The organism is Asticcacaulis excentricus (genome assembly GCF_003966695.1).
In the GTDB taxonomy this organism is placed as follows: domain Bacteria; phylum Pseudomonadota; class Alphaproteobacteria; order Caulobacterales; family Caulobacteraceae; genus Asticcacaulis; species Asticcacaulis excentricus_A.
In genome coordinates this window covers 804,008-830,338 of record NZ_AP018828.1, presented here as the reverse complement: position 1 = coordinate 830,338, position 26,331 = coordinate 804,008, and the positions used below count along the sequence as shown (strand labels likewise).

Sequence of the window (26,331 nt, the reverse complement as noted above, 5' to 3'; positions counted from 1 at the left end):
CAAGCCGATTTCCTGAGTTTTAGACGGTCTGAGCATGTCCCGCATTCTGATCACTTCCGCGCTGCCCTATATCAACGGCATCAAGCACCTCGGCAATCTGGCCGGGTCCATGCTGCCGGCCGATGTCTATGCCCGGTTCATGCGGGCGCGCGGTCATGAGGTGCTGTATATCTGCGCGACCGACGAACACGGCACGCCGGCTGAGCTGGCCGCCGCCAAGGCCGGGCAGGACGTGAAGACCTATTGCGACGAGCAGCACCTGATCCAGAAGACCGCCGGTGAGGCCTTCGGGCTCAGCTATGACTGGTTCGGCCGGTCAAGCTCGGCTGAAAACCGCCAACTGACTCAGGCCTTTTGCGAGGCGCTGGATCGTAACGGCCTGATCGAGGAGCGCACGGACAAGATGGTCTATTCCATCGACGACGGGCGTTTCCTGCCGGATCGCTATGTCGAAGGCACCTGTCCGCATTGTAAGTTCGAAAAGGCGCGCGGGGATCAATGCGACAATTGCGGGCGGTTGCTCGATCCGACGGACCTGATCAATCCCTATTCGGCGGTGTCGGGGTCGCGGAACCTTGAGGTGCGCGACACCAAACACCTCTATCTGCTGCAAACAAAGGTCGAGCCGCAGTTGCGGGCGTGGATCGAGTCGAAGACGCAGTGGCCGCAACTGGCCAAATCCATCGCCATGAAGCACCTCGAAGAAGGGCTGATTGACCGAGGCATTACGCGCGACCTTAAATGGGGCGTGCCGGTAACCAAGGACGGAAAGCCCAGAGAAGGCTTTGAAAACAAGGTCTTCTACGTGTGGTTTGATGCGCCGGTGGAGTATATCGGCGCCACGCAGGAATATTTCAATGCGAAAGGAAATGCCGACGGCTGGCAAGGCTGGTGGCGTCTCGATCAGGGGGCGGACGACGTCACCTATGTGCAGTTCATGGGCAAGGACAATGTCGCCTTCCACACGGTGAGCTTCCCGGCGACCCTTATCGGGTCGGGTGAACCGTGGAAGAGGGTCGATACGCTGAAGGCGTTCAACTGGCTGAACTGGTACGGCGGCAAGTTTTCGACTTCGATGAATCGCGGCGTGTTCATGGATCAGGCGCTGGAACTGCTGCCTGCCGACTACTGGCGCTGGTATCTGATTTCGCAGTCGCCGGAAGGCTCGGATTCGTCGTTTACCTGGGAGCAGTTCCAGAGCGCGGTGAACAAGGATCTGGCCGACGTGCTGGGCAATTTCGCCAACCGCATCCTCAAATTCACCGAGTCGAAGTTCGGCGGTGTGGTGCCGGAAGGCGGCGAGGCGGGCCCGCTGGAAGAGAAGCTCTATGCCGATCTGTCGGCCTTGCTGGCGGAGGCGACCGAGGCCTTTGAGGCCATGGAGATGCGCAAGGCGGCGCAGGCCGTTCGGCGTATCTGGGTGCTCGGGAACGAGTATCTTCAGGAGGCCGCCCCGTGGACGGCCTTCAAGACCGATGTCGAGCGCGCGGGCGTGATTGTGCGTCACGGCCTCAATCTGGTGCGCCTCTATGCGGTGCTCGCTCAGCCGCTGATGCCGTTTGCGGCGCAGTCGATTGCCGACTGTGTGGGTGTCGAGCTGCCGCTCGACTGGCCGACGACGGACGCTCAGGTCGAATTGTCCAAACTGCCGGCGGGTGCGGCGGTCCGATCCGGCGAGGTCCTGTTCAAAAAGATCGACGACGACATGGTCGCCGACTGGGCTGCGCGCTTTGGCGGCAGCGACGCCGCCTGAACAATAATTCATTAGCGAACAAAGGCGTTCGGACGTATCCATTCACAACGGAGGAGTCCCGTTATGGATATATCTAACGCCTTTTTCAGCTATCGCGGACGCTTTCGCCGCCGGGATTTCTGGCTCTATAGCGTGTTTTTGTGGCTGATCAGCTCGGCCTTTGTGGCCCTGTTCGGCGGAGACGATCACGGGATCAATTTGCTGCGGCCCTATCGCTTTGACGGGGTGGGGCTGATCGGCTTTGTCGCCTGGCTGGGCGTGCTCTATGCCACCTTCGCTGTACAGGTCAAACGCTGGCACGATCGCAACAAGTCGGGGTGGTGGGCGTTAATCACGCTGGTGCCGCTGATCGGCTGGCTATGGGTGCTGATCGAGTGCGGCTTTTTGGAAGGCACAAGCGGCGACAACCGCTACGGGCCGGCGACCAAACTCTGAGGTTTTAGGGAAGATTTTGGAGCGGGTAGACGGGATCGAACCGACATCCTCAGCTTGGAAGGCTGCTGCACTACCATTGTGCTATACCCGCCCTTGAGGCAGGGCCGTGGCCGAACAGCGTTTCAAGGGCGCGCGGTGGTGGGGGAAGCAGGACTCGAACCTGCGAAGCTTACGCAGCGGATTTACAGTCCGCCCCCTTTGCCGCTCGGGACATTCCCCCAAGCGCGCCCGTTGAAACGAGGTGGTCCTTAAACTCAATCTTTGAACAAAGAACAAGTCCAAAAACAAAAAAACTTTTTGGTTTCTGTGGATGCCCGCATTAAACAGACCGCCAATCTCGCCAAAAAGCCTTATCGGCCTCATATCGGAGCGCGTCTTATAGTGTCAAGCCAACGCGAACGCAACGACCCTAAATCGCGGAAAGGGGCCAATAGCCCTAAAAAATCGGGGTCGAAGACCGCTTTTTCGGGACAATCCAAACCTTTTACCAAGGATAAGTCGCGCGACAAGGGCGGCAACGCCCCGGCTCAGTCGGCGCGCGCCCAAACGCAGGCCCACTCTCAGACACGGGCCAAGCCGTCGGCGCGGGTATCCGAAGACGGCTGGATATGGGGCCTGCACGCGGTGGAGGCGGCGCTGAAAAATCCGTCCCGCCACGGACCGATTCGCCTCTATGTCACGCCAGAGCGTCAAAAGGCGCTGGAGCAGGTGGCCCCCAAGCGCGGTGATCTGCACGTGCGCCTGACCGAGATGGCGGAATTTTCCGGCTTCCTGCCGCAAGGCGCGGTGCATCAGGGCGTGGCGTTGAACGGGCCACCGCTGGAAGGCGACGACCTGAGCGGCCTGATGGAAGGGGCGCTGAGGCAGGCGCACCCGGTGCTGGTCATGCTGGATCAGGTGACCGACCCGCAAAATATCGGGGCCATCCTGCGCACCTGCGCTGCCTTTGGCGCGGCCGGGCTGATCATGCAGGACCGCCATTCGCCGGTCATGCAGGGCGTGCTGGCCAAGACGGCGGCGGGGGCGATGGATAGAGTGCCCTTCGCGCGGGTGACCAACCTGTCGCGGGCGCTGGAGTCCCTGACGGAAAACGGCTTTGTCAGTCTGGGCATGGCGGGGGAGGCTGAACACAGCCTTCAGGCCGTTCTGGAACAGCAGGGCTGGCGTCAGGCCGGCAGCCCGCGGGCGCTGGTCATCGTCATGGGCTCAGAAGGCGAGGGGCTGCGGCGGCTGGTGGCCGAACATTGCGACCATCTGGTCAAAATCCCTATGCCGGGCGGCTTTGAGAGCCTGAACGTCAGCCATGCGACGTCGATTGCGCTGTATGAGGCTTTGGGGCGCGCGGTTTGAACGCCCCCTAATTACCGAAAGCCCGCGTAAGGCCATAAGGTAGAGTCCAACCACGGATACACACGGATGGCGGGCCTTGCCCGCCGACACGGATATCCGTTCAGATGTACGAAGTTCGTCATCCGTGTCTATCCATGTTGGAAAAAGAGTCCCGAACTTGACAATCATGCCGCCCGCGCAAGGGCGAACCGCCGGTTTCTCCAGCCTGTCATGCGTTCTGCCTCTGGACAAGGTGGGACGTGAAAACTAGGAGGGTGTGCAAACCTTTTTATTTACGGGCCCGTCATGGACTTTTTCAGCCATCCTGAGTTCGCGTCTCAGGTCTCTGCCTTTTTTCAGGTCGTCTTTATCGACATCGTCATGGCCGGTGATAATGCCGTGGCGGTCGGTCTGGCGGCGGCAGGTCTGGCAGCCAGTGATCGCAAAAAGGCCATCCTTTATGGCCTGATCGCCGCGGTCATTATGCGCATCGGCTTTGTGCTGGTGACGGCGCAGCTTCTGACGGTTGTCGGTCTGCTGCTGGCGGGCGGGCTGCTTCTGCTGTGGGTGGCGTGGAAGATGTGGCGCGAACTGCGCGAGCCCGATACCCATGCGCAGGAACACGCCGAAGCGGCGCTCGAAGACGCCACCGGGGCCGATATCAACGGCAATCCCACCACGGGCGGGGCGACGGCTCCGGCACCCAAACGCAAGAGCTTCAAGGCGGCTGTGATTCAGATCCTGATCGCCGACCTGTCGATGTCGCTCGACAATGTGCTGGCCGTGGCCGGGGCGTCACACGCCCATCCCGAAATCATGGTCTTCGGCCTGATTCTGGCCATCGCCCTGATGGGGGTCGCCTCGCACTTTATCGCCAAGGTCCTGCACAAGTACCGCTGGATCGGCTTCTTCGGTCTGGCCGTCGTACTCTACGTGGCGCTGAACATGATCTGGGAAGGCCACCGCGACATCGTGGTCGATACGGGTAAGGTCTCGGAATATAACCAGATTGTGCCGGACTTTATGGATATCACCGAAAAAGACATCAAACACTTCGGCCCGAAACCGGCGCATTAAGTTTGACTGCACAAATTGTCCGATAAGGGTGGCACTTCATCGGATTGCGTTCTGAAAGCGGTTCCTAATCCTCAGGAGCCGCTTTTTTCTGGGTGATGTCCGAAGGATGGGCGGGGTTCGGGCGTAGAAACCTCAGACTGGAGGGCTATATGGACAAACCCGTTGTTACACAGGCGATGATCGACGCCTATGATGAATTCACCCATACGTCATTGGATCGCCGCGCCTTTATGAGCCGCCTGACGGCCTTGACCGGATCGGCGGCCGCCGCCGCAGCGGTCCTGCCGCTTCTGAGTGCCGGATCGGCGGCGGCAGAAGTTGTATCGGCCGATGACAGCCGTCTGGTGACCGAAGAGGTGATGATTGAGGGGCTGAAAGCCTATCTGGCGCGGCCCAAAGCTGTGTCGCGCAGGCTGCCGAGCGTGCTGGTCATCCATGAAAATCGCGGCCTGACGCCGCATATCCGCGATGTCACCCGAAAGCTGGCGCTGGAAGGCTTTGTGGCGCTGGGTGCGGATTTCCTGTCACCTGTGGGCGGCACCCCGGCCAATGAGGACGAGGCGCGCACCCTGATCGGCAAGCTGGACGGCACGCAGACCGTGGCCAATGCTGAAACCTATCTGAATTGGCTGAGCGGTTATACAAAAGGCAACGGCAAGACCGGGGCGATAGGCTTTTGCTGGGGCGGCGGTCTGGTCAACCGTATCGCCACGCGGTCGAAGGCACTGGATGCTGGCGTTGCCTATTATGGCTCACAGGCGCCTCTCGCCGACGTGCCCGGCATTCAGGCCCCGCTGATGCTGCACTATGCCAGTCTGGATGAACGTATCAATGCCGGGATCGAAGCCTACCGGGCAGCCTTGACCTCAGCAGGCAAGCGTTTCGAGATTCACATGTACGAAGGCGTCAATCACGCCTTCAATAATGATACCTCACCAGCCCGATACAACAAGGCGGCCGCCGATCTGGCATGGCAGCGAACGGTTGGTTTCTTCAAGGCAAATCTCGCGTGAAGTCAAAGCTTTCAGGGCATGTCTTCGGGCATGTCCTCAAGGCGATAGGCATTGAGCATCGGGCGGTGGCCTTCGGGTGAGGGACCAAAGCGGTTGCCGCCCCTTTGCCCGGCCAGAAAGCCACATTCAATCAGGGTCCAGAGCTGCCCCAGCACCGGTACGAGGCCGACCATCAGCCACCATCCGGACTTGCCCCGATCATGCCAACGTTTGACGCTCAGGCAGAAGCCGATCCACAGGAGCGGCAGCCCCAGAACCAGCCACATCGGGTCCAGCCCCTCGGCCGGGCTCAGGCCCATTGCGGTGCCATAATGGGTCCGTAGCCACCACAGGGTTGCGCAGACGAGGGCTATGCCCAGGCTCCAGCCCCAGAAGCCGATGCGCGACAGCCGACCGTTGGGGCTGAGCAGGGTATTGATGATAGTCATGGTTTCCTCCCGGCCGCATGAAGGCGACTCTCTTATCGGATGAATTTACCATAACGCAGTTCGGGGCAGCAGGGGCGTGGCGGTAAACTTATCGGGAGCGGCGAAACCGCGCAGCCGCACAAGAACGGTGGACGCGGCGGAAATTCGGTCTATGGTTTGAGAATGAGAGTGGTTCTGAACCTGCTTGGCCTGTGTTTCGTGGCGCTTGGCGTCATCGGCATGTTTGTGCCGGTTCTGCCGACGACGGTGTTTCTGATCATTGCCGCCGTCATCTTTGCCCGCTCCAATCCGGAATGGGAGCGGCGCATCATGGCGCACCCGAAGTTCGGCCCACCCATCCGCGCCTTCCGTGAACGCGGTGTCATCGGCCCGACGGCCAAGATCGCGGCAGTCAGCGGCATGGCCGTGTCGTCGGTGATCGGCTTCGTCACCCTGCGCGGCGTGTGGGCCTTTGTGCCCGCGGGGGTGTGCCTGTTGTGCGCCCTTTACGTGCTGTCGCGGCCGTCGCAGTGATAGTTACCCGTGTGACCGCTTGACCCTTTGCGGAGGAAGGGGCTAGCTTCCGGCAGTGATTTCCGGAGCGCCCCATGTCGTCCAAGCTGACTATTGCCGTCTCTGCCGTTGCCCTCATGGGTGCGGCGGTTGTCTCCCCCGTCTTTGCGCAGGCCACGCTGACCCCTGAGCGGGTGTTTGCCAATCCGGACCTGTCCGGGCCGAAGGCGGTAGGCGCGCGCCTGTCGCCGGACGGTACGCTTCTGACCTTCCTGAAGCCCAAGCTGACCAATGCCACGGTGCAGGACCTGTGGGCCGTCGATGTCAAGGGCGGTGAGCCCTATGTGCTGGTCGATGCCGACACCCTGTCGTCCGAAGGCAAGGAACTGTCCGAGGCCGAAAAGGCGCGGCGTGAGCGGATGCGCGTGTCGGCGCGCGGCGTCGTGGCCTATGACTGGGACCCGTCGTCCAAAACCCTGCTGGTGCCGCTGGATGGCGACATCTATCTGGTCGATCGGGCGACCAAAAAGATCAGCCGCGCCACCGAAACGCCGGGCGATGAGGTCGATGCCAAGCTGAACCCCAAAGGCGGGCAGGTGGCCTATGTCCGCGATCAAACGCTTTATGTGCGCGACCTCGCGACCGGCAGCGAGCGCGCCATTACGCCGAAGGGCGAGGGTGTCATCTCCTATGGCGTGGCCGAGTTTATCGCGCAGGAAGAACTGAACCGCTACACCGGCTACTGGTGGTCGCCGGACGGCACGAAGATCGTCTATGCCAAGGTCGATGAAAGCCCGGTCGATATCGTCGAACGCTTCGAGATCAGCGGCACGGGGACGCGCACGGTCGATCAGCGCTACCCCAAGGCCGGGCGTCCCAATGCCATCGTCACCCTGTTTGTGCACGACCTGAAAACCGGTACGGATGTGCCGCTCGATCTGGGGGCCAACAGCGACATCTATCTGGCGCGCGTCAACTGGAGCCCGGACGGGCAGTCCGTCTTTGTGCAGCGCCTCAGCCGCGATCAGAAGACGCTGGACCTGCTGCAATATCCGCTGACTGGCGGGGCACCGCGCACCGTCCTGACCGAGACCTCCGACACCTGGGTCGAGTTGAATAACGACCTGCGTTTCCTGAAGGACGGGCGTTTCTTGTGGGCCTCGGAACGCGACGGCAATAACCACCTCTACCTCTATGACAAGGATGGCAAGCTGATCCGTCAGGTGACCAAAGGCGACTTCCCGGTGGCCAGGGTCGCGGCGGTCGATGAGGCGAAGGGCGAGGTATGGTTTGAGTCGTCCTATAAGACCGTGGTCGAGATGGGGCTATACAAAACCTCCTACCTCAAGCCGTCCGAACCTGTCGCCGTGACCAAGGCCGGCGGCTGGTGGTCCACCGACGTGTCGCCCAATGCCAAGGCCTTTATCGGTACCTATGCCGACCCGCAAACCCCGGCCCAGACCGGGCTTTATGACGCGACAGGCAAGCGCGTGCGCTGGATTGAGGAAAACGCGCTGGACGCCAAACACCCGTATTTCACCTATAAAGACACCTATAGCGCACCGGAATTTGGTACACTGAAGGCCGTGGATGGCGAAGATCTGCACTGGCTGATGCTCAAGCCGCGCGGCTTCGACCCGGCGAAAAAGTACCCGGTCATCGTCTCCATCTATGGCGGCCCGGCGCGTCAGGACGTGCGACGCGGATGGGTGTCGCCCGCCAACCGCCTGTTCCAGGAGGCCGGATACATCGTCTTTACGCTGGACAATCGCGGCACGCCCAACCGCTCGGTAAAGTTCCAGCGCGCGATCTATAAGCAGTTCGGCGGCCCGGATATCGACGATCAGATCATGGGCGCGAAGTGGCTGCAAAGCCTGCCCTATGTCGATCCGGCGAAGATCGGCATTATGGGCTGGTCGCAGGGCGGCTTTGTCACCCTGATGGCCCTGACGGCCAAGGACACGCCGTTTGTCGCCGGAGCGGCCGGCGCGCCACCGACCGAGTGGGGGCTTTATGACACCGCCTATACCGAACGCTACATGTCCACGCCGCAGGCCAATGCCGAGAACTACGCCAAATATGATGTGGTCAACCGCCTCGATAATCTCAAGCCGGGCAGCCTGTTGCTGATGCACGGCATGGCCGACGACAACGTCATCCTGCAAAACACCACGCGCGTCGTCGATGCCCTGCAAAAGAAGTCGATCCCGTTTGAGCTGATGCTCTTTCCGGGCGACCGCCACGGCATCCGCAGCAATGAGAAAAACCTGTTCCGCTACCGGTTGTATCTCGACTTCTTCGACCGCAAGCTGAAGAAATAAGGCCCCAAAACCCCGTTATATTACAATTGCTTCATGACACGTAATTAAGTTGTTCTGAACGCCCGCCTTCTTCATGCTTGGCCTATTGAAACCAGTCAGGGGTTGAACAATGGGCACGGGCATCAAGGCGGGCGTTTTCGTCGCCATAGCCACTATGGCTGCCGCGGCAGGCGCGCAGGCCGCCACGCAGGTCGAACTGAAGAATATGGCGGCGCGCGTCATCGTCACGCCGGAAAACCGCGCAGACGTGAAACTCACCGTCACCTATGGCAAGGCCGATCTGCCGAAAATCATGGTCAGCACCAAGGGCGACAAGCTGGTGGCCTCGGGTCAGTTGCGCAAGCGTAGCTATGGCTGCGCGGGCAATCAGACGGTCCGCATCGATGGTAAGGGGCAGATCGCTGTGGCCGATCTTCCCGTCGTCTATCTGCGCGTGCCGATGGATGCCAAGGTGGCCTCGGAAGGCGCCGTCTCTGGTCGCATCGGGGCATCCAAATCGCTGGAGTTCGCGCTGGGCGGCTGTGGCGACTGGACGGTGGACACGGTGCAGGGCAAGGCCGAACTGAATATCGGCGGGTCGGGCAGCATTCGCGCCGCCAATGTCGGCGATGCCGAAGTCGCCGTCGGCGGCTCTGGCGATATCTATCTGGGTCGCATCAAGTCCCTGTCGGGTGCCATCGGCGGGTCGGGCTCGATCAATGTCGCCGAAGTGGCCGGGCCCGTGGAAATCGCCATTGGCGGTTCCGGTGATGTGCGCATCGACAAGGGCACGGCCCCCAAGGTGGACGTCTCCATCGCCGGTTCAGGCAATGTGCGCTTCGGCGGTGAGGCGGTCGATGTCGATGTCTCTATCGTCGGTGCGGGCGATGTTTCGGTACGTAAGGTCACCGGTCACGTCTCACGGTCCGTCATGGGCTCCGGCAAGGTGCGCATCGGCGAAGGCAGCCGCTGACAGAAACAGGTATGTGTCGGGTTATAGTCTGACCCGATCACGAAATCTCCGCCTGCGCTTTCCGGGGCAGGTGGCGATCAGGAGACGGGCCTGATCCTTTCGGTCTGGCACTCTCTGGTTCTCCATAAACTCAGACGCGGCGGCCCTGGTGACCGTCGCGTTTTTTTTTGTCATCGTACCGTCTTTTGACAACCGGCCCCGACTGCGTTAACCCTTTAGGCTGGATTTGGGGGGAGGGGTGTCATGCAGACCCTGCTGGACGGCCTGTCGGCGCTTGGCGGATGGCGCATCAATTTTATGCAGGTCGCGACGATCGCCGTCATCCTGCTTGTCTTCGTCATTCAGGGCTTCCGCATCAATCAGGAATACCAGCGCGCCGTCGTCTATCGGCTGGGGCGCTTCGTCAATGTGCGCGGGCCGGGTCTGTTCTGGATCATCCCGTTCATCGAATGGAGCACCAAGGTCGATGTGCGTATCCTTTCGGTTAATCTCCAGACGCAGGAAACCCTGAGCCGCGACGGCGTGGCGGTGAAGGTGAACGCCGTGGTCTGGTACTGCATCAACGACCCGGCCAAGGCGGTCAACAGCGTGCTCGACCCGCATACGGCGGTGCTTCAGGCCGCCGAAACTTCGCTGCGGGACGTCATTGGTCAGCACGATCTGGATGCCATCCTTAAAGGTCGTGAGCAGATCAACGCCCTCCTGATGACCCAGCTTGATCGTGCGGCGAACAAGTGGGGCGTCGATATTGACGCTGTGGAAATGCGCGATCTCGACATTCCGGTGCAGATGCAGCGCGCCCTGGCTCAGGAAGCCGAAGCCACCCGCGAAGCCAAGGCCCGTCTGATCAAGGCGCAGGGCGAGCAGGCGGCGTCCGAAACCCTGCGCGCCGCCGCCATGGCCATTGCCGAGGCACCGGGCGCGATGGAACTGCGCCGCCTTCAGACTCTGCAAGAGATCGGCACCGAGCAGAATTCGACCATCATCCTTGGCTTCCCGCAGGAACTGCTGCACGCGGCGAAGAAGCTTTCCGGCGAATAACAAGTTTTTGGTGGATTTTGCGTAGCGGTGGCTTGCCCTTTGCGCCAACCGCTGATACACGCGACTTCCTCTGAAACCGCCTGTCACAACAGGTCGGCTTCACACAGGGGTATAGCTCAGCTGGTAGAGCGCCGGTCTCCAAAACCGGAAGTCGTGGGTTCGAGTCCCTCTGCCCCTGCCATTTCATCGCAAATGAGGCTTGAAATCGCGATTTCGAGCCTCATTTGTGCTGGAAGCGCCTGTTACGCGCATCCCTTGAGAAAGCTGGACGAGAAACCTATGGCTAAAAAGCCCCCTTCGACCCCGACGGTAGAAAGCGCGCGCAAAGTCGCGGTCGCCCCCGTAGCTGCCGCCAAGGCCGCCGGCTGCGAAGCCGTCACCCCGAAGAAGCGCACCAGCCCGGCCAAATTCTTCTCCGAAGTCCGTCAGGAAGCGCGCAAGATCACCTGGACCTCGCGCAAGGAGACCTGGATCACCACGGTAATGGTATTCATCATGGTCGTTGTCGCCTGTGCGTTCTTCTATATCGTTGACGGCGGACTGGGATTCGCGGTCAACTCGCTCATCAATATCGGACGTTAAGGGCTCACAACACATGGCCGAAACCCTGGAAGCGACGCTCGCACCGAACCCCAAGCACAAGTGGTACATCGTCCACGCCTATTCCAACTTTGAAAAGAAGGTGGCCGAATCCCTGCGCGAGCAGGCCAAGGCGCAGGGCCTTGAGGACAAGTTCTCCGAAATCCTCGTCCCCACCGAAGAAGTCGTCGAAGTCCGTCGCGGCCGCAAGTTCAACTCCGAACGCAAATTCTTCCCCGGCTACGTGCTGGTGAAGATGGAACTGACCGACGAAGCTTTCCACCTCGTCAAGAACACCCCCAAGGTCACCGGCTTCCTCGGCTCGGGCTCAAAGCCCATGCCGGTCTCGGAAAAGGAAGTTCAGCGCATCGTCGGTAACGTCGAAGTCGCGGCCGAAAAGCCCAAGACCGTCCTGTCCTTCGACATCGGCGAAAAGATCAAGGTCATCGACGGCCCGTTCGCCTCGTTCGATGGCGTGGTCGAAAGCGTCGATCAGGAACATGCCCGCCTCAAGGTCTCGGTGTCGATCTTTGGTCGCGCCACCCCGGTCGATCTGGAATTCGGTCAGGTCGAAAAGACCGTCTGATCGTCTTCGTAAATCCGCTGACGCAAACCCCATGTAGCCCGGCTATGTGGGGTTTGTTTTTTGCGCGTTTGGGTTCTGAGCAAGGGTAATGTCTCCGGGGTCAGTTGACCCCGGACCCCGAATGTGAGGCTAAGAAGGTTTAGCCACGAAAAACACAAAAAGCACGAACGGGAGCCTGTGGCACAGGTCTGCGTCTAACTTGTCAAATGCAGCGCTGTGCCACGCGAGATTTTAGGAACCACAGATTACACAGATTTTACAGATTATCCGTGTCTGCGTCACGCAGGGGCGCGCAGCGCCTATCTGTGAAATCTGTGTAATCTGTGGTTCAAATCCCTTCGGCGCGCAGCGCCCCTCACTCGTGCAGGCCGCACAAAGGTAAGGGCCCTGCGGGCCGGGCGCTTTAACGGCTAATTTCGTGTCTTTTGGCTTCGCCGAACTACGTTTCGTGGCTAAATCTTCAGTGGCTAACCCCTTCACCCCGTATCCAGCGGGAACAGATCGGGCCACAACAGGTTGAGGTCTTCGCGGCTATAGGCTTTGAGCGCTTTCAGCAGCGTGTCGCGCGTTTCGCCCATTTCATAAAGGCGAGGCAGCCGGTCACCGTGCAGGATTTCCACATCCTCGTCGCGGATCAGGCCGTAATCGTGCTCCGTTAACGGCGTATCCTGCGGCCGGGGGATGGCGACCGTGTTCAGCACGCGCTCCCGCAGAGCCATTTCCTGTGGCGTCAGGGGCCGCGACGGGGCCGCAGGTTCAGATTTCGGCTTGGGCTGGGGTGTAACCGCGACCGGCGCGACCGGCGCGGGTGCAGGCTGTGGCTGTGGCTTGGGTTGCGAAGCGGCCTTGATCTGGTCGATCCTGGCCTTGAGTTCGCCGACGTAATCGCGCGGCGGGCATGGCCACTGCATCCCTTTGAGTGCCTCGGGTTTGAGCGTGATGAAGGGCACATCCGGCGCCTTGTCGAGCCAGTTTCCGGACCATTCGAGTTTGTTTTTCAGCTTTACCTGATCCTCGATGGCGGCGATGGCGTGCTTGTGCGCCTGTGCCTGAGAGGCGTCGCAGCGGGCATAGAGGCGCTCGATCATCAGCGCCGTGCGGATGCCCTTGGTGACCGCGTCCGGCGTTTCAGGCGCGTCCATCGCGCTTAAGGCCAGCAGCATCCGATCCGCATAGGCGCGCAAGTGTTCGCGCCGCTGTTCGGGGGTTAGAGAGCCAGCCATGTCCGTCGTCTCGGTCATGCCCCAAAGGGTAACCGCGCTTTTTTTGGCGGGGATAGATTTCGCGCCCCTAAACCGGGTGCAGGGGCCGTGCCCCTGCTCGCTGGAAGCCTTGGTTTGCCACGAAACCGCATAATCGCCCTTGCGGTGACGGGGCTTTTCGTCTAAGGCACCCGCTCTTCGTCTTCGGACGGAGCTAAATCCGTGGAAGGGGCGACCCGCACCACGGCTCACAACGTCCCAAAAGATCGGGACTTTATGGAGATATCCAATGGCTAAGAAAATCCTGGGCTACATCAAGCTCCAGGTGAAGGCTGGCTCTGCCACGCCTTCGCCCCCCATCGGCCCGGCTCTGGGTCAGCGCGGCGTCAACATCATGGGTTTCTGTAAGGAATTCAACGCCCGCACTGAAAACGTCGAAAAAGGCACGCCGCTCCCGACCATCATCACGGTGTATCAGGATAAGTCGTTCACCTTCGTCACCAAGACGCCGCCGGCAACCTTCTTCATCAAGCAGGCGCTGAACCTGAAGTCGGGTTCGTCGAAGCCGGGTCGTGACTCGGCCGGCCAGATCACGCAGGCGCAACTGCGTGAAATTGCCGAAAAGAAGATGAAGGACCTTTCGGCTCACGACATCGACGCCGCCGCCAAGATCATCGAGGGCTCGGCCCGTTCGATGGGTCTGAAGATCGTCGATTAAGGGGAATTCTGATGACCAAGATTGCAAAGCGCATTCAGGCCTGGAACGTCGAGGCCGACAAGCTGCACAACCTGACCGACGCTCTGGGCGTCGTGAAGGCCAATGCCAAGGCCAAGTTCGACGAGTCGGTCGAGATCGCCGTCAACCTGGGCGTTGACCCGCGCCACGCCGACCAGCAGGTCCGTGGCGTTGTTCAACTGCCGTCGGGCACGGGTAAGGACGTCCGCGTCGCCGTGTTCGCCAAGGACAAGAAGGCCGAGGAAGCTCTGGCCGCCGGTGCCGAAGTCGTCGGTGCCGAAGACCTGGTCGAAAAGATTCAGGGCGGCTTCATGGACTTTGACCGTGTTATCGCGTCTCCGGACATGATGGCTCTGGTCGGTCGCCTTGGTAAGGTGCTGGGCCCGCGCGGCCTGATGCCGAACCCGAAGGTCGGCACCGTGACCCCGAACGTCGCTCAGGCCGTCAAGGACGCCAAGTCGGGCGCCGTCGAATTCCGCGTCGAAAAGGCCGGGATCGTGCACGCCGGCATCGGCAAGACCTCGTTCACCGTCGAGCAGCTCGAAGCCAATGCCAAGGCTCTGGTGGACGCCCTCGTGAAGGCCCGTCCGTCGGGTGCCAAGGGTCTCTATGTGAAGAAGATTTCGCTGTCTTCGACCATGGGGCCGGGCGTGAAGGTCGATACCTCCTCCGCGCTCTAAATCGCGTTGACGGGCTGCAAACCCTCATCTGCTTGCGATACAGTGCTCACGTACTGAAGTACGCTGGGCTCCGTTCCTCATCAGCTAACGGTTTTCGCTACGCCATCCCGATTTAACGATTTTAAAAAGCCGCTCCGGCAACGGGGCGGCTTTTTTGCGTCTGACTTGCGGTCTGCCGGGGTGAGGTTTATTATTTCATAATGGAGGTGCCCCATGTCCGGCAGCGTCAATCTGGGTCCGCATCTGGAAGAGGTGGTCAGCCATTTGATTGCCTCTGGTCGTTACGGCTCGCGCAGCGAAATCCTGCGTGAGGGCGTGCGGATGCTGGAGGCCCGTGAAAACGAGAGCCTCCGATTGAACGATGCCCTGACGCGCGGCGTGTCTGACGTTGAAGCCGGGCGCGTTACCGACATCGAAGAGGTGCGGGCGCGTCTGTTGTCCAAATACGCTTCTGACACATGAAGGTCGTTGTTTCGGCGGCGGCTGAGTCAGACCTTGAGGCCATAGCCGACTATATAGCGCTGGACAGCCGGGCGCGCGCCATCAGCTTCGTCAATGAAATCGTGGAGGCGGCTCTGGCGCTGGCCGATATGCCCTTGGCCTATCCTCTGGTGTCAGGATTTGAAGCCTCCGGCATCCGGCGCAAGCCGTTCAGGCGCTATCTGATCTTTTATCGCGTTGAAGCGGCCCGGATCGTGATTATCCAAGTCCTGAACGCGGCGCAGGACCATCCATCCTTACTGGCCAAAGAAGCGTAATGTCTGTCACGCCGCCACCAGCGCCGGTAAGCCGCTGTGGAAGCGGAATTCCGGGTCGGGATCGTGGATCAGGGCCTGTTCGACCGGGCGGATGGCGTCGATGCGCGCCGCGACGTCATCGGCGTCGCCATAGAGATGCGCCAGTTTGAGGTAGTTGCGGAAATGGCGGCCCTCGCTGTCGAGCAGGCCCTTGTAGAACTTGCCCAATTCGTCATCCAGATGCGGGTAGAGGGCCGCGAAGCGTTCACACGAACGCGCCTCGATAAAGGCCGAGATGACCAGAATATCGGTCATCATGCCGGGCTCGCTGCGCCGGACCATTGTGCGCAGTCCGGAGGCGTAGCGCGCCGCCGACAGAGGGCGCAGGGCAATGCCGCGCTTTTTGATCAGCTTCATCACCTGTTCGTGGTGGACCAGTTCCTCGCGCGCCAGTCGGCTCATGGCGTCCACCAGCTCGGCATGGGTCTGATACTTGGCCATCAGGTTGATGGCGTTGGAAGCCGCCTTGTACTCGCACGCCTTGTGATCGAGCAGGAGTATGTCCTGATGGGCCAGGGCGGCTTCAATCCATTCGGGCGGCGTCGCAGAACCCAGAAAGGTCAGTATGTCGTCAAGATCGGTACGCATAGCCTGCCTCTGCCAAATCCGGCGACGGGGCGCAAGTCGCCGCAGGCGGTAAACGCTGAAAGGTCTGGCGGTAGGCCGTGGGCGTGGTCGAAAGCTGTTCGCGGAAGTGGTGGCGGAAGTTGGCGGCGCTGCCGAAACCGCAGGTGTGGGCGATGAGGTCGATACTGTCCGTCGTCGCCTCCAGAAGGTCGCGCGCGATTTGCAAGCGAACCTGCATCAGCCATTTGGCGGGGGTCGTGCCGGTGGCTTCTTCGAAGCGGCGCAGGAAGGTGCGCTCACTCATACCGGCGCGGCGGGCCAGTTGCGCCACCGTGTGCGGCTGATCCAGGCATTCGCGCATATAGTCGAGCAGGGGCCCCAGCCGGTTGCGCTCATATTCGATGGGCACGGACTTCTGGATATACTGCGCCTGACCGCCATCTCGGTGCGGTGGCACGACCAGACGGCGCGCGACCTTGTTGGCGGCTTCGGGGCCGAAATCGCGGCGGATGACGTGCAGGCACAGGTCGATCCCGGCGGCACTCCCGGCCGAGGTCAGGATCTGCCCTTCGTCGATATACAGCACGTCCGGCACCAGCTCGACCTCCGGCCAGTGGCATTTGACGTGCTCAACATATTTCCAGTGGGTCGTGGCGCGCCGCCCTTTCAGCAACCCGGCGGCGGCCAGCACAAAGGCCCCGGAGCAGATGGTGACGATGCGGGCCCCGCGCGCATAGGCGCGCTGGATCAGCGCCACCAAACCGTCAGGAATAGGCTTGTCCAGCGGCCAGCCGGGGATGATCAGCGTGCCCGCGGTCTCCAGCCACTCGCGCGGCCCTGTGGCCGTGAGTGAGAGGCCCGCTGTCGTGCGGCAGGTGCCATCTTCGACATTGACCACCTGAAAGCGATACCAGTCCGGTCCCATTTCCGGGCGTTCCAGCCCGAACAGCTCAACGGCGATCGAAAACTCAAACAAGGGCATCCCGTCGAAGGCGAGGGCGCAGACATCGTGATTGAGCAGGGTCTTTGGCATGATTTTGCCTTTCGGGCCAATATCTGCCAAAAGCCATAGCGCTGAACCGCGGCCAACGCAATAAATGTCAGGGGCCTCTTGCTTTTGTGGCGACTTACGGGTAAGGGAGCCGCCTCGGTGTGGGAATTTCGGTTTCCCTCCGTTCTGTCCGAGACCTTCGTGGGAGCAGGGGCCGCCTGTTCCATAAGTTTCCGGTAGCCGCCGGAACCCGAATATAGACGGGACGCGAAACGCCTCTAGGATTTCATGTCTGCCTTAAGGGCAGCGTGGTCCGGTTGCCTTTGCCTCTCATCATGGACAGTGACTTTGCCGTTCCGGGTAACCGGGACGTTTAAGTCGTTTCACCTTTGCGGGATTGTCCCGCAAAGCAATCCTCAATTGGAGGCCACAATGGACCGCGCTAAAAAAGCCGAATCGATTGAAGAGCTTAAGAGCGTCTTCGCCGAATCCGGCTCCGTGGTTGTTGCCCAGTATTCGGGCATGACCTTTGTGGAAATGGCTGATCTGCGTCTGCGTCTTCGTAAGGAAGGCGCGGTTCTCAGAGTGTTCAAGAACCGTCTGGCTCAGAAGGCTCTGGCTGGCGCTGCGGGTGAACAAGGCGATGCCCTGTTCAAGTTCCCGACCGTGCTCGCCTACGCCAATGATCCGGTGACGGCCGCGAAAATCGCCGCCCAGTACGCCAAAGAGAATGACAAGTTCAAGATCGTTGGCGGCATCATGGAAGGGACGACCGTCCTCGACGCCAATGGCGTCAAGGCTCTGGCCACCCTGCCGTCGCTGGACGAACTGCGTGGCAAGCTCATCGGTCTGCTTCAGGCCCCGGCGACCAAGGTTGCTGGCGTGCTTCAGGCGCCTGCCGGCCAACTGGCTCGCGTTTTCAACGCTTACGCGACCAAAGAAAACGCCTAACAGCTCATTCCCAACCCATCTCATCCTTAAGGAAATACCATGTCCAAACTCGAACAACTGGTCGCCGACCTGTCCGCCCTGACCGTTCTGGAAGCTGCTGAACTGTCGAAGCTCCTCGAAGACAAGTGGGGCGTCTCGGCCGCCGCTCCGGTCGCCGTCGCTGCCGTCGCCGGTGGCGCTGCTGCCGCTCCGGCGGAAGCCGTCGAAGAGCAAACCGAATTCACCGTCGTCCTGGTTGACGGCGGCGACAAGAAGATCAACGTGATCAAGGAAATCCGTGGCATCCGTTCGGAGCTCGGCCTGAAGGAAGCCAAGGACCTCGTCGAAGGCGCTCCGCAGACCGTCAAGGAAAACGTTTCGAAGCAAGAAGCGGCGGACATCAAGAAGAAGCTGGAAGACGCCGGCGCCAAGGTCGAAGTTAAGTAATTTCGCCTTTCTTCGGAAAGTCAAAACAGCGCATTCCGAAAAGTGTGTAGCGGTTTTCGGACGCAAATGCGCGACAAACGAAATAGAAAGCCCGGATCGCAAGATCCGGGCTTTTTACATTTCCGGGGCAGCCTTGCGTTTGCGTCGCGGTTGGATGGCCTTACCCAGGTGGCGGCTATAGACCTGCGTGAACTCCGCGCCGAAAAAGAAGATCTGCGTCGAATAGTAGATCCACACCAGAAGCACGATCAGCGACCCGGCCGCTCCATAGGCCGAGGACAGGGCGCTTTGCCCCAGATAGAGGCCGATCAGTTGCTTGCCGAAGCTGAACAACACGGCGGTAATGGCCGCCCCGACCCACACATCGCTCCATTCGATGCGCGCATCGGGCAGGATTTTGAAGGTCATGGCAAACAGGAAGGTCACCACGCCGAACGACAGGATCAGATTGATCAGGGCCATGACGGGCGCAGGGATATAGGGCGAAATGAACGCGCTGAAGGCCGCCAGCCCCGCCGACACCACCAGCGAGATCAGCAGCAGAAAGCCGATCCCGACCACCAGCGCAAACGACAGAAGCCGTTTCTGGATAAAGACTTTCCAGTGCAGGCGCGGCGGTTCGACGTTCCAGATGTCGTTCATCGCCTCCTGAAGCTGGGCAAAGAAGCCGGTCGCCGAAATGATCAGGGTCACAAAGCCGATGACCGTGGCCACCAACCCCTGTTGCGGGTTAAATGCGCCGCTGAGCATGGTCTGCACGGCACCGGCCCCCTGATTGCCGATCAGGGCGCTCAGTTCGGCCATCATATAGCCATTGACCGCCTCACGCCCGAAGGCAATGCCCGCTATGCCGGTGACGATCAGCAGCAGCGGCCCGATGGACAGGATGCTGTAGAAGGCCAGCGCTGCCCCCAGCCGCGGGGCCTTGTCTTCATTCCATTCGTGCAGGGCTTCCAGCAGCATACGCCCCAGCAGGCTGAGGCTCAGGGGCGGACGGGCATGTGGGGGTGTATGGGTCATAGGGGTATCAAACGCAAAGACGCCGGAAAAAGATTAATCCTTTTCCGGCGTCTTATCCCAAACTTTCGATCAGACCTTATACCAACGGCCGAAGATGCTCAACGCATCCGGCCGTTGAAGACACGAGACTGACTCATGTGTATCAGCGACATGAGACAGTCTCGAAAGGAATACCGAGAGTCATTGAAAATGACTCTTGGTATTATTTCAGGTCCGACAGCGCGTTGAAATCATAGCTGTTCATCGCCGTGGCGTCGCCGCTGGTATAGCTGGCCGGGGCGGTCTGAACCACCGGGGCAGGGGCGGGCTGAGCCGGGCGGCTTTGCAGGCAGCGACCCTGGAAAAAGGCCCCGATGTCGATCGACAGGGTTTCGTGCGTGATGTCGCCTTCGACATAGGCCGAGGAATAGAGCTTGACGGCCTTACCCGAAATGCTGCCGACGACGCGACCGCGCACTTCGATGGTTTCGGCTTCGACATCGCCTTCGATATTGCCGGCTTCACCGACGATCAGGTGGGCGACCTTTACATTGCCGCGTACATTGCCATCGACCTGAAGATCCGCCGTGCCGTTGATATTGCCTTCGATGCGCAGATGCGCGGCCAGAAGCGACGGGGCACCGCGCGACACGGTGGGGGCCGCCGGTGCCGGGGCCGGAGCGGGTGCGCCGGACGTCTTCATATTGACCGTGGACATGTCCAGCGGCGGCGGGGTGTTGGCCTTGACCGGCGCGCGACTGGCGTCGGACTGAGGACGGACGGGTTTGCTAGTTTTGTTGAACATAGTCTCCAGCCTTTACGAAGCGCGCAGGGTTTTGAGGACGGCCATTGAGCCAGACCTCATAATGAAGGTGAACACCGGTGGAGCGGCCCGTTGAGCCCATCGCGCCCACCCGCTGACCAACGCCAACACGCTGACCGGCGCGCACGGCAAAGGACTGCATATGGGCGTAACGGGTCTTGAAGCCGTTACCGTGGTCGATTTCGACGCAGTTGCCATAGCCACTGCGCACCCCGGCAAAGGAGACAATGCCGGGCGCCGTGGCATGGATCGGCGTCAGGAAGGGTCCAGCAAAATCCAGGCCAGCATGCGTTTTGGGCCGGCGCGTAAAGGGATCGAAGCGCACGCCGAAGCCAGAGGTCATGCGCGTATTGACCGTCGGGCGGGCAAAAGGCAGGACGCGCGACGACTTTTCGAGGCCGCGCATGTCCGACAGATTGAGCGCTGCGCTGCGGATGCGTTCGGCAAAGCCTTGATCGACATCGAGAAATGTCGCCAACTCCTTGGCGTCGCGCGTTTCCAAAAGCGCACTTGAGCCCGCACCGGCATAGCTTTGCGGATTGAGCCCGGCCAGACGGAAGGCCAGGCGCAGACGCTCGGCGCGCGACTTGGCGAATGTCTCAGCCTTGGACACCATGCGTTCCTGTTCGGCACGCACCGCATAGATGCGTTCCACCGGCGGCATGGATGGGTCGATGCGCGCCGGGGCCAGAGCCGGAGCCGCACCGGGAACGCCTTTGAAATCCTGAAGAATCTGGACCAGCGCACCGTGGCGCTTTTCGACCGTCTGCGCCAGTTGCTCCAGCGAACCGGAGGAGGCTTCGCTCTGCTTCATCAGCACATCCAGACGCGCCTGACGGTCAGCGACGAGGCGCTCGGACTGGGCTCGCGCCATCATGATCTGCTTTTCGGCGCCGTTACCACCGGAAATGGCCATGAAAAAGACCGCCCCGGTGCTCATGGCCAGCCAGGTCAGACCGATGGTGGCCAGTACCGCAAAGCCGAATTGTTTGCCTGTGCTGAGAATGTAACCGTGGGTTTCGTCGCCACTGCGGATGTAAAGATGCCGCTCCGGAAAGGTTTGTTCCAGAGCGCTCCTGAGGCGATGAAAGCTTCTCTTAGGCATAACACCCGCGCCCTTCCACTTGATTTTAATTATGACTTAACCAAATGCGCTTTGGCAAGCCTTAATCGAATCGCCGGATGATGCGCCGCACACCGAACCTGCAAGCTGTTTTAAAACAGAAGGTTAAGGTGGGGGTTTTCAGGCGATATGTCCCGTTTTGGTAGGGACAAAATCGCCTGTTTCAAGAAAAGTGCCGCGTAACGCGGTTATTGTGAAAATAGAATGTCAATAGGAAATTTCGCCGCTTACGCGATTTTTGCCCGCAGAGTGTCGAGCACGGCCTCAACGTGGCCCTTGATGCGCACCTTGCGCCACGCGGCCTGCACCACGCCTTGCGGATCAACCAGCCAGGTGGAGCGGTCGGTACCCATATAGGTTTTGCCGTACATCGACTTTTCAACCCAAGCCCCCAGCGCCTCGATCAGCCCCGGCGTGGTGTCCGAAAGCAGGACAGGTGTCAGGGCGTGTTTCGTTTTGAAGCGGGCGTGGCTATTGAGATCGTCCTTCGACAGGCCGATGACCTGCGCGCCAAGGGCTTCGAACTGCGGCATGGCGGCGGTAAAGTCGATGGCTTCCTGCGTGCAGGTGGGGGTGTTGTCGGCGGGGTAGAGGAACAGCACGGTCCAGCGACCCTTGAGGCTGTCTGGCGTCCAGTTTTGGCCATCATCGCCGGGCAGGGTGAAGTCGGGCAGAGGGAAGGGCGCGAATGCGTCGGCTGCGGACTCGCCATCTGACTTTTTCGACAAATTTTTTGCCATGACAATGCCTTCGGTTAATCTTATGAGAAAAAGAACGCCGCACACTGGCGGTCTTATTGGTTTCGTTTTGTGGTACGCCCGGCGCGTGCGTTCGGATCTTCGTGAATAGCCTGATCACCCTGCTCAGACAACACTGGAGGCTTAGCCTGAGCGGCGTCATTTTGTTGATGGCGCTGGTGTTTGTCGGGTGCCTGTCGCAGGGGCCCATTCGCATTGACGGGCTACGCTTCCTGATCGTATCTCGGCTGGAGCGCACCATTCCGGGGGCCGAGGCCAGCCTGAAACACCTCGACCTCGTGTGGTTCCATGATTCCAACGCGCTGGGTCTGCGGTTTGACGACCTGCTGCTGAAGGACAAGGCCGGGCGCACAGTGGCCTCCGCCGATCAGATGGAGGCGGCGCTGGCGCTCGACAGCCTGATCTGGTGGCATCTGGCCCCGGCACGGCTGACGGCGGACCGGTTTTTTGTGGCGCTGTCGGCGTCGCCCAATGGCCGCATCGAACTGGGCTATGAGGCGAGAGGCAATCCGGAAGCCTTCGCGGTTGAGCGCCTCTTCTACGACCTGACCGGCAAGGAGACGCTGGGCCGCCCGCTGAGCTATACCCGTGAGGTCCATCTGACCAATGGCACCCTGGCCTTCCGGCAGGTGGGGACGCCGCTCGACTGGCGCGCCCGCGTGACGCAGATCGACTTTTCCAAGCGCAACAGGCTGATCCGCTCAAAAATTGGTCTGGACGTCGAAACGCAGGGGCGCAAGGCCTCACTCATGTTGGACGCGCGGGCGCAGACGGACCTGCGCACCGCCGAGGTTCAGGCGGAAATCCGTGACCTTATCCCGTCGCAGATATTCCCGTCAGCAGGGTCGCTGAAAGGGCTGTCGCATTTTCGTGCAGCGATTAATGGGCGCGGCAATCTGAAATACGCGGCGCGCACCGGCATCGAGAGCGCCTTTCTCGATATTTCCGCCGGCAAGGGCAGCTATGATTTCGGCAAGTCGGCACAGGATTTTGACGCCTTGAGCCTCAAGGCCGACTACGTCCCCAAAACGCGCACCGTGCGCTTCACCACCTTCCGGCTCGACTCGCGCTACATTGATACCGACCTGTCGGGTCGTGTGTTCATGACGCCCGAAGACCCCAAACGCGACCGCAAGATGGCGGTGCATTTTGACTTCGCCGGGCCGCGCGTCACCGGGCAACTGGCCGACGACTTCCCGGCCCAGACCCTGACCGAGGTGCATTTCAAGGGCACCTATACGCCTGACCTGCGGCAGCTCGACATCGAGTCGGGCAAGGCGCTGCTGGTGGATGCGCCGCTGACGACGAAGGGGCGGCTCTACACGGATGACAAGGGCCAGTTGGGGGCCGATCTGACGGCACGCATCGACGGCGATTTCCGCAAGGAGGTGGTGTTCGCCTTCTGGCCGGAAAACCTGACGCCGATCACCCGCGGCGACCTGATCCGCCGCATCAAGGGCGGCACCTATTCCAATGCCGATTTCGTGCTGAAAGCCCCGCCGGGTCATTTCCGTGACGGGCAACTGGAAAAGGAGGACCTGCGCCTGACCTTTGGCTTCCGCGACATGGGCCTCAGCGTCGATAGCCGCCTGCAGGACGCCACCGGGCTATACGGGACGGGCCTGTTGCAGGGGACCAGCTTCGACCTCAGCCTGCGCGGCGGCCATCTGGTCGAGGTGCCGCTGACCGGCGGCGGCGTCTCCGTGCCGCAGTTCCATAAACGCCGCGCGCCCAGGGCCGAAACCCATATCTGGCTGACGGCGCAAAGCGGGGCGGCGCAACTGATCGAAGCCATTGACCCGCTGACCGGCGGGCATCTGCAAAAGGAAGGGCTGACGCGCGATCGTCTGAGCGGTGACGCCGAAACGCGGCTCGATATTCGCTTTCCGACCTTTGACAATCTGACGCTCAAAAACCTCGACCTGACCTTTTCGGGCAAGATCCGCAATGCCGGCCTCAAACAGGCGGCGCTGGGCTGGGACATTCTCGAAGGCGACCTGACGGTGACGGGCGACTATCTGGCCAACCGTCTTGAGGTGCGCGGTCCGGCCAAACTGGGCCCCTATGCCGGTGAGATCGGCTATCGGACGCAGTTCGAGCCGACCATGCAATATATCGACTTCACAGGCAGCTTTAATGCGCGGCAGTTTGGCGGCTCGCCCACCAAGCGCGTCGCCATTCGCGGGCAACTGGAGCTGTTCAACAATATCGGCAAGGGCCGGATCGAGTCCGATATCTTCAACGGCACGGTCAACTGGGATGGCCCGGAACCGCGCCCGACGCAGGTCGTCCTGTCCGGCAATACGCTGAGCGATGGCATGAAGGGGCAGGGCCTGCCCATCTTCGGGCGCTTCCGTCCCGAAATTCCCACCGACATCCGTCTGCGCCGGTCGGGTGACGTGTGGACGGGTGAGGTGGCGGCCGAAGGCTTTTCCGGCGATCTGGCCTATATCGACAGCCAGCATCCGCGACTGGTCTATAAGGCCAATATCTCCCCTGAACGCGCCCGGTTGCTGGGTCTGGGGGCCTTGCCCTATTTCAGCGAGACGCGGCCCCTGACGGTCAATATCGGGCTTGATGCTGAGTCGCGCGAAGCCCGCATCCGCGTAGGCGACATCAACTCCGTCCTCGACTGGACCGATGAAGGCGACAAACCGCCCAAACGCACCCTGACCACGCGCCTGACGCCGGAGCAGATGTACGCGCTCGGCCTGCCGCGCGCCTGGTTCAATCCACAGGAAACCCTGCCCGTGTTTGCACGCTGGGAACAGGACCTTCGCGGCATAGACGGCGATGTGTTTATCGGCGATCAATTGTTGACGTTTGACCTGCCCGACAGCGATGGGGCCAGCTTCCTGTTCGGCCCGCCCAAGGCGTGGGCGCGCATCGGGGGGATGGTGGACCGCGCGTTTCTGGGGCGGCTCGGCTATGTCAGCCATAGCCTTGAACTGGACGGTAAGGTCGGGTTTGAACTCAACCTCTATCAGACGGAAAACCGCGCGTTGGGGGCCCTGTCTCCGGCGCAGATTTCGGCGGCGGTGCTGGACATCGACGCCACGCCGACGCGGCTGCAACTGGCACGCAGCGACTGGGTCAAGCCGGTGGGCGAGGCGGCCCGACTGTCGATCAGCTTCGATGAACGCAGCGGCGGCGGCCTCGATATGCCGCGTATCCGGGCCACGGGTGAGCGTATTGAGGTCGAGGGGAAGGTGTCCGTAAAAGAGTCGGGCGAAGTCGATTATGTCGATTTTTCAAAACTTTATCTCAAAGACTTCGCAGATTTAACCGCGCGCCTGTCGCCCGCTGACGCCTCAGGGGTGCAGACCCTGACCTTGCGTGGAAAACGCCTTGATGTGCGGCCGTGGTTCAATCCGCCGCGCACCCAGCCGACCGTCACCGACGCCCGCCCGGTCACCGCGGCTGAGCTGCCGCGCGCCCCCGCAGCAACGGTTGACACGGCACCGCACCTTGACCGGCCCGTGCGCTTGCTGGTGGATATCAGCGCGGTGCGTACCTCTCAGGACGGCGTGTTCAGCGAGGTCGAACTGAAGGCCGGTTGGGACGGACGCAATGTGGTTGCCGGCGAAGGCTCGGCCCTGACTCGTCTGGGCTCGCTGGTGACGCTCGATTTCAAGCCGCAAAACGACTACACGGCCTTCACCTTCGAAGCCGACGATCTCGGTGACCTCGTGGCGACCGCCTTGGGTGACAAGCGTCTGTCGGGCGGCGATGCCGTGATTGAGGGCGTCTATCGCAATGGTCAGATCGACGCCACGCTCAAAGGCGAAGACATCCGCGTCAAGCAGATACCGGCTCTGGGGCAGGTATTGACCCTGGCCTCGCTGCGCGGCCTGTCCGACACCCTGTCCGGGGCCGGTATCAAGTTCGACGACTATGAATTCCCCATCCGCTACCGCGACAACTACCTGTTTATCCGCAATGGCTGGGCCAAGGGCGACGCCCTGCGCATCAATGTCTGGGGCGCGCAGGATTTCAGCCAACAGACCATGGACTATCACGGCACCCTGATCCCGGCCTATGGCGTCAACGCCGCCTTTGCTGGCATTCCACTGGTTGGCGACGCCCTGACCTCCAATCGAGGCGAAGGCGTGCTGGGTCTCAAATACCGCCTCAAGGGCCGCTTCGGCACGCCGCAGGCCGAGATCAACCCGTTCTCGCTGGTCCTGCCGGGCTTCCTGCGGCGCATTCTGGATGAAAAACACGAAGACCCGTTGCCGCCGGTCGATGTGACCTCGCCGAGGAAGAGTTAAG

General features: G+C 61.0%; 26 protein-coding genes and 3 tRNA genes. 19 read left to right on the top strand and 10 right to left on the bottom strand.

The genetic code is table 11. The annotated features are described in order from the left end of the window. The first annotated feature begins 34 nt into the window (after positions 1-34). Positions 35-1,753, top strand: a complete 1,719-nt coding sequence (metG, locus tag EM6_RS14970) for a methionine--tRNA ligase (RefSeq protein ID WP_126423926.1) — start codon at positions 35-37, stop codon at positions 1,751-1,753. A gap of 63 nt (positions 1,754-1,816) precedes the next feature. Continuing rightward, the gene (locus EM6_RS14965; RefSeq protein ID WP_126423925.1) at positions 1,817-2,188 is read left to right on the top strand and encodes a DUF805 domain-containing protein; all 372 of its coding nucleotides are present in this window, start codon (positions 1,817-1,819) and stop codon (positions 2,186-2,188) included. A gap of 17 nt (positions 2,189-2,205) precedes the next feature. Here EM6_RS14965 and EM6_RS14960 read toward each other — a convergent pair. Both EM6_RS14960 and EM6_RS14955 read right to left on the bottom strand, forming a co-directional pair. Beyond that, positions 2,206-2,279 (bottom strand) — tRNA-Gly (locus EM6_RS14960). A 45-nt stretch (positions 2,280-2,324) separates the two neighbouring features. Then, a tRNA-Tyr gene (locus EM6_RS14955) sits at positions 2,325-2,408 on the bottom strand. A 161-nt stretch (positions 2,409-2,569) separates the two neighbouring features. On the opposite strand from EM6_RS14955, the gene rlmB reads away from it, so the two are divergent. From rlmB to EM6_RS14940, 3 genes are all read left to right on the top strand, one after another. Then, entirely contained in the window at positions 2,570-3,538 is a 969-nt protein-coding gene (gene rlmB, locus EM6_RS14950) for a 23S rRNA (guanosine(2251)-2'-O)-methyltransferase RlmB (protein WP_126423924.1), read from the top strand. A 285-nt stretch (positions 3,539-3,823) separates the two neighbouring features. Beyond that, positions 3,824-4,594, top strand: a complete 771-nt coding sequence (locus tag EM6_RS14945; protein WP_126423923.1) for a YjbE family putative metal transport protein — start codon at positions 3,824-3,826, stop codon at positions 4,592-4,594. Between the two features lie 149 nt (positions 4,595-4,743). Further along, positions 4,744-5,607, top strand: coding sequence for a dienelactone hydrolase family protein (locus EM6_RS14940; protein WP_126423922.1), 864 nt, complete (start codon positions 4,744-4,746; stop codon positions 5,605-5,607). 11 nt (positions 5,608-5,618) lie between these two features. On the opposite strand, the gene EM6_RS14935 is transcribed toward EM6_RS14940, so the two are convergent. Then, positions 5,619-6,035 (bottom strand): DUF805 domain-containing protein, encoded by a 417-nt coding sequence (locus EM6_RS14935; RefSeq protein WP_126423921.1) that lies wholly within the window; start codon positions 6,033-6,035, stop codon positions 5,619-5,621. A gap of 162 nt (positions 6,036-6,197) precedes the next feature. Here EM6_RS14935 and EM6_RS14930 point away from each other — a divergent pair, with 162 nt between their 5' ends. The 7 genes from EM6_RS14930 to nusG all read left to right on the top strand — a co-directional run bounded on the left by EM6_RS14930 (position 6,198) and on the right by nusG (position 12,006). Further along, a complete protein-coding gene (locus tag EM6_RS14930; RefSeq protein WP_126423920.1) occupies positions 6,198-6,548 on the top strand; it encodes a YbaN family protein in 351 nt (116 codons plus the stop codon). A gap of 74 nt (positions 6,549-6,622) precedes the next feature. After that, positions 6,623-8,848 carry a S9 family peptidase gene (locus tag EM6_RS14925; protein ID WP_126423919.1) on the top strand — a complete coding sequence of 742 codons (2,226 nt, stop codon included), beginning with the start codon at positions 6,623-6,625 and terminating at the stop codon, positions 8,846-8,848. Between the two features lie 109 nt (positions 8,849-8,957). Further along, positions 8,958-9,800: a GIN domain-containing protein gene (locus tag EM6_RS14920; RefSeq protein WP_126423918.1), complete on the top strand. Its 843-nt coding sequence runs from the start codon at positions 8,958-8,960 to the stop codon at positions 9,798-9,800. 243 nt (positions 9,801-10,043) lie between these two features. Then, a complete protein-coding gene (locus EM6_RS14915) occupies positions 10,044-10,841 on the top strand; it encodes an SPFH domain-containing protein (RefSeq protein WP_126423917.1) in 798 nt (265 codons plus the stop codon). 105 nt (positions 10,842-10,946) lie between these two features. Further along, positions 10,947-11,022: transfer RNA gene (locus EM6_RS14910), tRNA-Trp, on the top strand. Positions 11,023-11,120: 98 nt separating this feature from the next. Next, positions 11,121-11,423, top strand: a complete 303-nt coding sequence (secE, locus tag EM6_RS14905) for a preprotein translocase subunit SecE (RefSeq protein WP_172961275.1) — start codon at positions 11,121-11,123, stop codon at positions 11,421-11,423. Between the two features lie 13 nt (positions 11,424-11,436). After that, entirely contained in the window at positions 11,437-12,006 is a 570-nt protein-coding gene (nusG, locus tag EM6_RS14900; protein WP_126423915.1) for a transcription termination/antitermination protein NusG, read from the top strand. 476 nt (positions 12,007-12,482) lie between these two features. Here the strand turns inward: nusG and EM6_RS14895 are convergent, their stop codons facing one another. After that, on the bottom strand, positions 12,483-13,247 hold the full coding sequence (locus tag EM6_RS14895) for a hypothetical protein (protein WP_126423914.1): 765 nt from the start codon (positions 13,245-13,247) through the stop codon (positions 12,483-12,485). A gap of 250 nt (positions 13,248-13,497) precedes the next feature. Here EM6_RS14895 and rplK point away from each other — a divergent pair, with 250 nt between their 5' ends. The 4 genes from rplK (at position 13,498) to EM6_RS14875 (ending at position 15,382) form a co-directional block, all read left to right on the top strand. Continuing rightward, positions 13,498-13,926: a 50S ribosomal protein L11 gene (rplK, locus tag EM6_RS14890; RefSeq protein WP_126423913.1), complete on the top strand. Its 429-nt coding sequence runs from the start codon at positions 13,498-13,500 to the stop codon at positions 13,924-13,926. An 11-nt stretch (positions 13,927-13,937) separates the two neighbouring features. After that, on the top strand, positions 13,938-14,624 hold the full coding sequence (gene rplA / locus EM6_RS14885) for a 50S ribosomal protein L1 (protein ID WP_126423912.1): 687 nt from the start codon (positions 13,938-13,940) through the stop codon (positions 14,622-14,624). Between the two features lie 213 nt (positions 14,625-14,837). Further along, a complete protein-coding gene (locus EM6_RS14880) occupies positions 14,838-15,086 on the top strand; it encodes a type II toxin-antitoxin system ParD family antitoxin (RefSeq protein WP_126423911.1) in 249 nt (82 codons plus the stop codon). Next, positions 15,083-15,382, top strand: a complete 300-nt coding sequence (locus EM6_RS14875) for a type II toxin-antitoxin system RelE/ParE family toxin (protein WP_126423910.1) — start codon at positions 15,083-15,085, stop codon at positions 15,380-15,382. Before EM6_RS14880 ends, EM6_RS14875 begins: the two co-directional genes overlap by 4 nt. Positions 15,383-15,388: 6 nt before the next feature. On the opposite strand, the gene EM6_RS14870 is transcribed toward EM6_RS14875, so the two are convergent. Together EM6_RS14870 and ftrA are read right to left on the bottom strand one after the other, a co-directional pair. Further along, a complete protein-coding gene (locus EM6_RS14870; RefSeq protein WP_126423909.1) occupies positions 15,389-16,009 on the bottom strand; it encodes a tRNA-(ms[2]io[6]A)-hydroxylase in 621 nt (206 codons plus the stop codon). After that, positions 15,993-17,021, bottom strand: a complete 1,029-nt coding sequence (gene ftrA, locus EM6_RS14865; protein ID WP_126423908.1) for a transcriptional regulator FtrA — start codon at positions 17,019-17,021, stop codon at positions 15,993-15,995. The genes EM6_RS14870 and ftrA overlap by 17 nt, the downstream gene beginning before the upstream one ends. Before the next feature lie 390 nt (positions 17,022-17,411). Here ftrA and rplJ point away from each other — a divergent pair, with 390 nt between their 5' ends. After that, complete coding sequence (gene rplJ, locus EM6_RS14860; RefSeq protein WP_013480212.1) at positions 17,412-17,930, top strand: 50S ribosomal protein L10; 519 nt, start codon at positions 17,412-17,414, stop codon at positions 17,928-17,930. 39 nt (positions 17,931-17,969) lie between these two features. Continuing rightward, positions 17,970-18,356 (top strand): 50S ribosomal protein L7/L12, encoded by a 387-nt coding sequence (gene rplL / locus EM6_RS14855; protein WP_013480213.1) that lies wholly within the window; start codon positions 17,970-17,972, stop codon positions 18,354-18,356. A gap of 114 nt (positions 18,357-18,470) precedes the next feature. On the opposite strand, the gene EM6_RS14850 is transcribed toward rplL, so the two are convergent. The 4 genes from EM6_RS14850 to EM6_RS14835 form a co-directional block, all read right to left on the bottom strand. Further along, on the bottom strand, positions 18,471-19,376 hold the full coding sequence (locus tag EM6_RS14850) for a YihY/virulence factor BrkB family protein (protein WP_126423907.1): 906 nt from the start codon (positions 19,374-19,376) through the stop codon (positions 18,471-18,473). Between the two features lie 202 nt (positions 19,377-19,578). Beyond that, positions 19,579-20,160 carry a bactofilin family protein gene (locus EM6_RS14845; RefSeq protein ID WP_126423906.1) on the bottom strand — a complete coding sequence of 194 codons (582 nt, stop codon included), beginning with the start codon at positions 20,158-20,160 and terminating at the stop codon, positions 19,579-19,581. After that, positions 20,144-21,283: a peptidoglycan DD-metalloendopeptidase family protein gene (locus EM6_RS14840; protein ID WP_013480216.1), complete on the bottom strand. Its 1,140-nt coding sequence runs from the start codon at positions 21,281-21,283 to the stop codon at positions 20,144-20,146. Before EM6_RS14840 ends, EM6_RS14845 begins: the two co-directional genes overlap by 17 nt. A gap of 245 nt (positions 21,284-21,528) precedes the next feature. Beyond that, positions 21,529-22,041: a peroxiredoxin gene (locus EM6_RS14835; protein ID WP_126423905.1), complete on the bottom strand. Its 513-nt coding sequence runs from the start codon at positions 22,039-22,041 to the stop codon at positions 21,529-21,531. A gap of 101 nt (positions 22,042-22,142) precedes the next feature. Between EM6_RS14835 and EM6_RS14830 the strand changes: the two genes are divergently transcribed. After that, positions 22,143-26,330: a DUF3971 domain-containing protein gene (locus EM6_RS14830; protein ID WP_126423904.1), complete on the top strand. Its 4,188-nt coding sequence runs from the start codon at positions 22,143-22,145 to the stop codon at positions 26,328-26,330. Position 26,331: the final 1 nt, after the last annotated feature.

What these genes read in the sequence shown, in the direction of transcription:
- metG (WP_126423926.1), top strand. Translation starts at nt 35, where the DNA reads ATGTCCCGCATTCTGATCACTTCCGCGCTGCCCTATATCAACGGCATC.
- EM6_RS14965 (WP_126423925.1), top strand. Translation starts at nt 1,817, where the DNA reads ATGGATATATCTAACGCCTTTTTCAGCTATCGCGGACGCTTTCGCCGC.
- EM6_RS14945 (WP_126423923.1), top strand. Translation starts at nt 3,824, where the DNA reads ATGGACTTTTTCAGCCATCCTGAGTTCGCGTCTCAGGTCTCTGCCTTT.
- EM6_RS14940 (WP_126423922.1), top strand. Translation starts at nt 4,744, where the DNA reads ATGGACAAACCCGTTGTTACACAGGCGATGATCGACGCCTATGATGAA.
- EM6_RS14935 (WP_126423921.1), bottom strand. Translation starts at nt 6,035, where the DNA reads ATGACTATCATCAATACCCTGCTCAGCCCCAACGGTCGGCTGTCGCGC.
- EM6_RS14930 (WP_126423920.1), top strand. Translation starts at nt 6,198, where the DNA reads ATGAGAGTGGTTCTGAACCTGCTTGGCCTGTGTTTCGTGGCGCTTGGC.
- EM6_RS14925 (WP_126423919.1), top strand. Translation starts at nt 6,623, where the DNA reads ATGTCGTCCAAGCTGACTATTGCCGTCTCTGCCGTTGCCCTCATGGGT.
- EM6_RS14920 (WP_126423918.1), top strand. Translation starts at nt 8,958, where the DNA reads ATGGGCACGGGCATCAAGGCGGGCGTTTTCGTCGCCATAGCCACTATG.
- EM6_RS14915 (WP_126423917.1), top strand. Translation starts at nt 10,044, where the DNA reads ATGCAGACCCTGCTGGACGGCCTGTCGGCGCTTGGCGGATGGCGCATC.
- secE (WP_172961275.1), top strand. Translation starts at nt 11,121, where the DNA reads ATGGCTAAAAAGCCCCCTTCGACCCCGACGGTAGAAAGCGCGCGCAAA.
- nusG (WP_126423915.1), top strand. Translation starts at nt 11,437, where the DNA reads ATGGCCGAAACCCTGGAAGCGACGCTCGCACCGAACCCCAAGCACAAG.
- EM6_RS14895 (WP_126423914.1), bottom strand. Translation starts at nt 13,247, where the DNA reads ATGACCGAGACGACGGACATGGCTGGCTCTCTAACCCCCGAACAGCGG.
- rplK (WP_126423913.1), top strand. Translation starts at nt 13,498, where the DNA reads ATGGCTAAGAAAATCCTGGGCTACATCAAGCTCCAGGTGAAGGCTGGC.
- rplA (WP_126423912.1), top strand. Translation starts at nt 13,938, where the DNA reads ATGACCAAGATTGCAAAGCGCATTCAGGCCTGGAACGTCGAGGCCGAC.
- EM6_RS14880 (WP_126423911.1), top strand. Translation starts at nt 14,838, where the DNA reads ATGTCCGGCAGCGTCAATCTGGGTCCGCATCTGGAAGAGGTGGTCAGC.
- EM6_RS14875 (WP_126423910.1), top strand. Translation starts at nt 15,083, where the DNA reads ATGAAGGTCGTTGTTTCGGCGGCGGCTGAGTCAGACCTTGAGGCCATA.
- EM6_RS14870 (WP_126423909.1), bottom strand. Translation starts at nt 16,009, where the DNA reads ATGCGTACCGATCTTGACGACATACTGACCTTTCTGGGTTCTGCGACG.
- ftrA (WP_126423908.1), bottom strand. Translation starts at nt 17,021, where the DNA reads ATGCCAAAGACCCTGCTCAATCACGATGTCTGCGCCCTCGCCTTCGAC.
- rplJ (WP_013480212.1), top strand. Translation starts at nt 17,412, where the DNA reads ATGGACCGCGCTAAAAAAGCCGAATCGATTGAAGAGCTTAAGAGCGTC.
- rplL (WP_013480213.1), top strand. Translation starts at nt 17,970, where the DNA reads ATGTCCAAACTCGAACAACTGGTCGCCGACCTGTCCGCCCTGACCGTT.
- EM6_RS14850 (WP_126423907.1), bottom strand. Translation starts at nt 19,376, where the DNA reads ATGACCCATACACCCCCACATGCCCGTCCGCCCCTGAGCCTCAGCCTG.
- EM6_RS14845 (WP_126423906.1), bottom strand. Translation starts at nt 20,160, where the DNA reads ATGTTCAACAAAACTAGCAAACCCGTCCGTCCTCAGTCCGACGCCAGT.
- EM6_RS14840 (WP_013480216.1), bottom strand. Translation starts at nt 21,283, where the DNA reads ATGCCTAAGAGAAGCTTTCATCGCCTCAGGAGCGCTCTGGAACAAACC.
- EM6_RS14835 (WP_126423905.1), bottom strand. Translation starts at nt 22,041, where the DNA reads ATGGCAAAAAATTTGTCGAAAAAGTCAGATGGCGAGTCCGCAGCCGAC.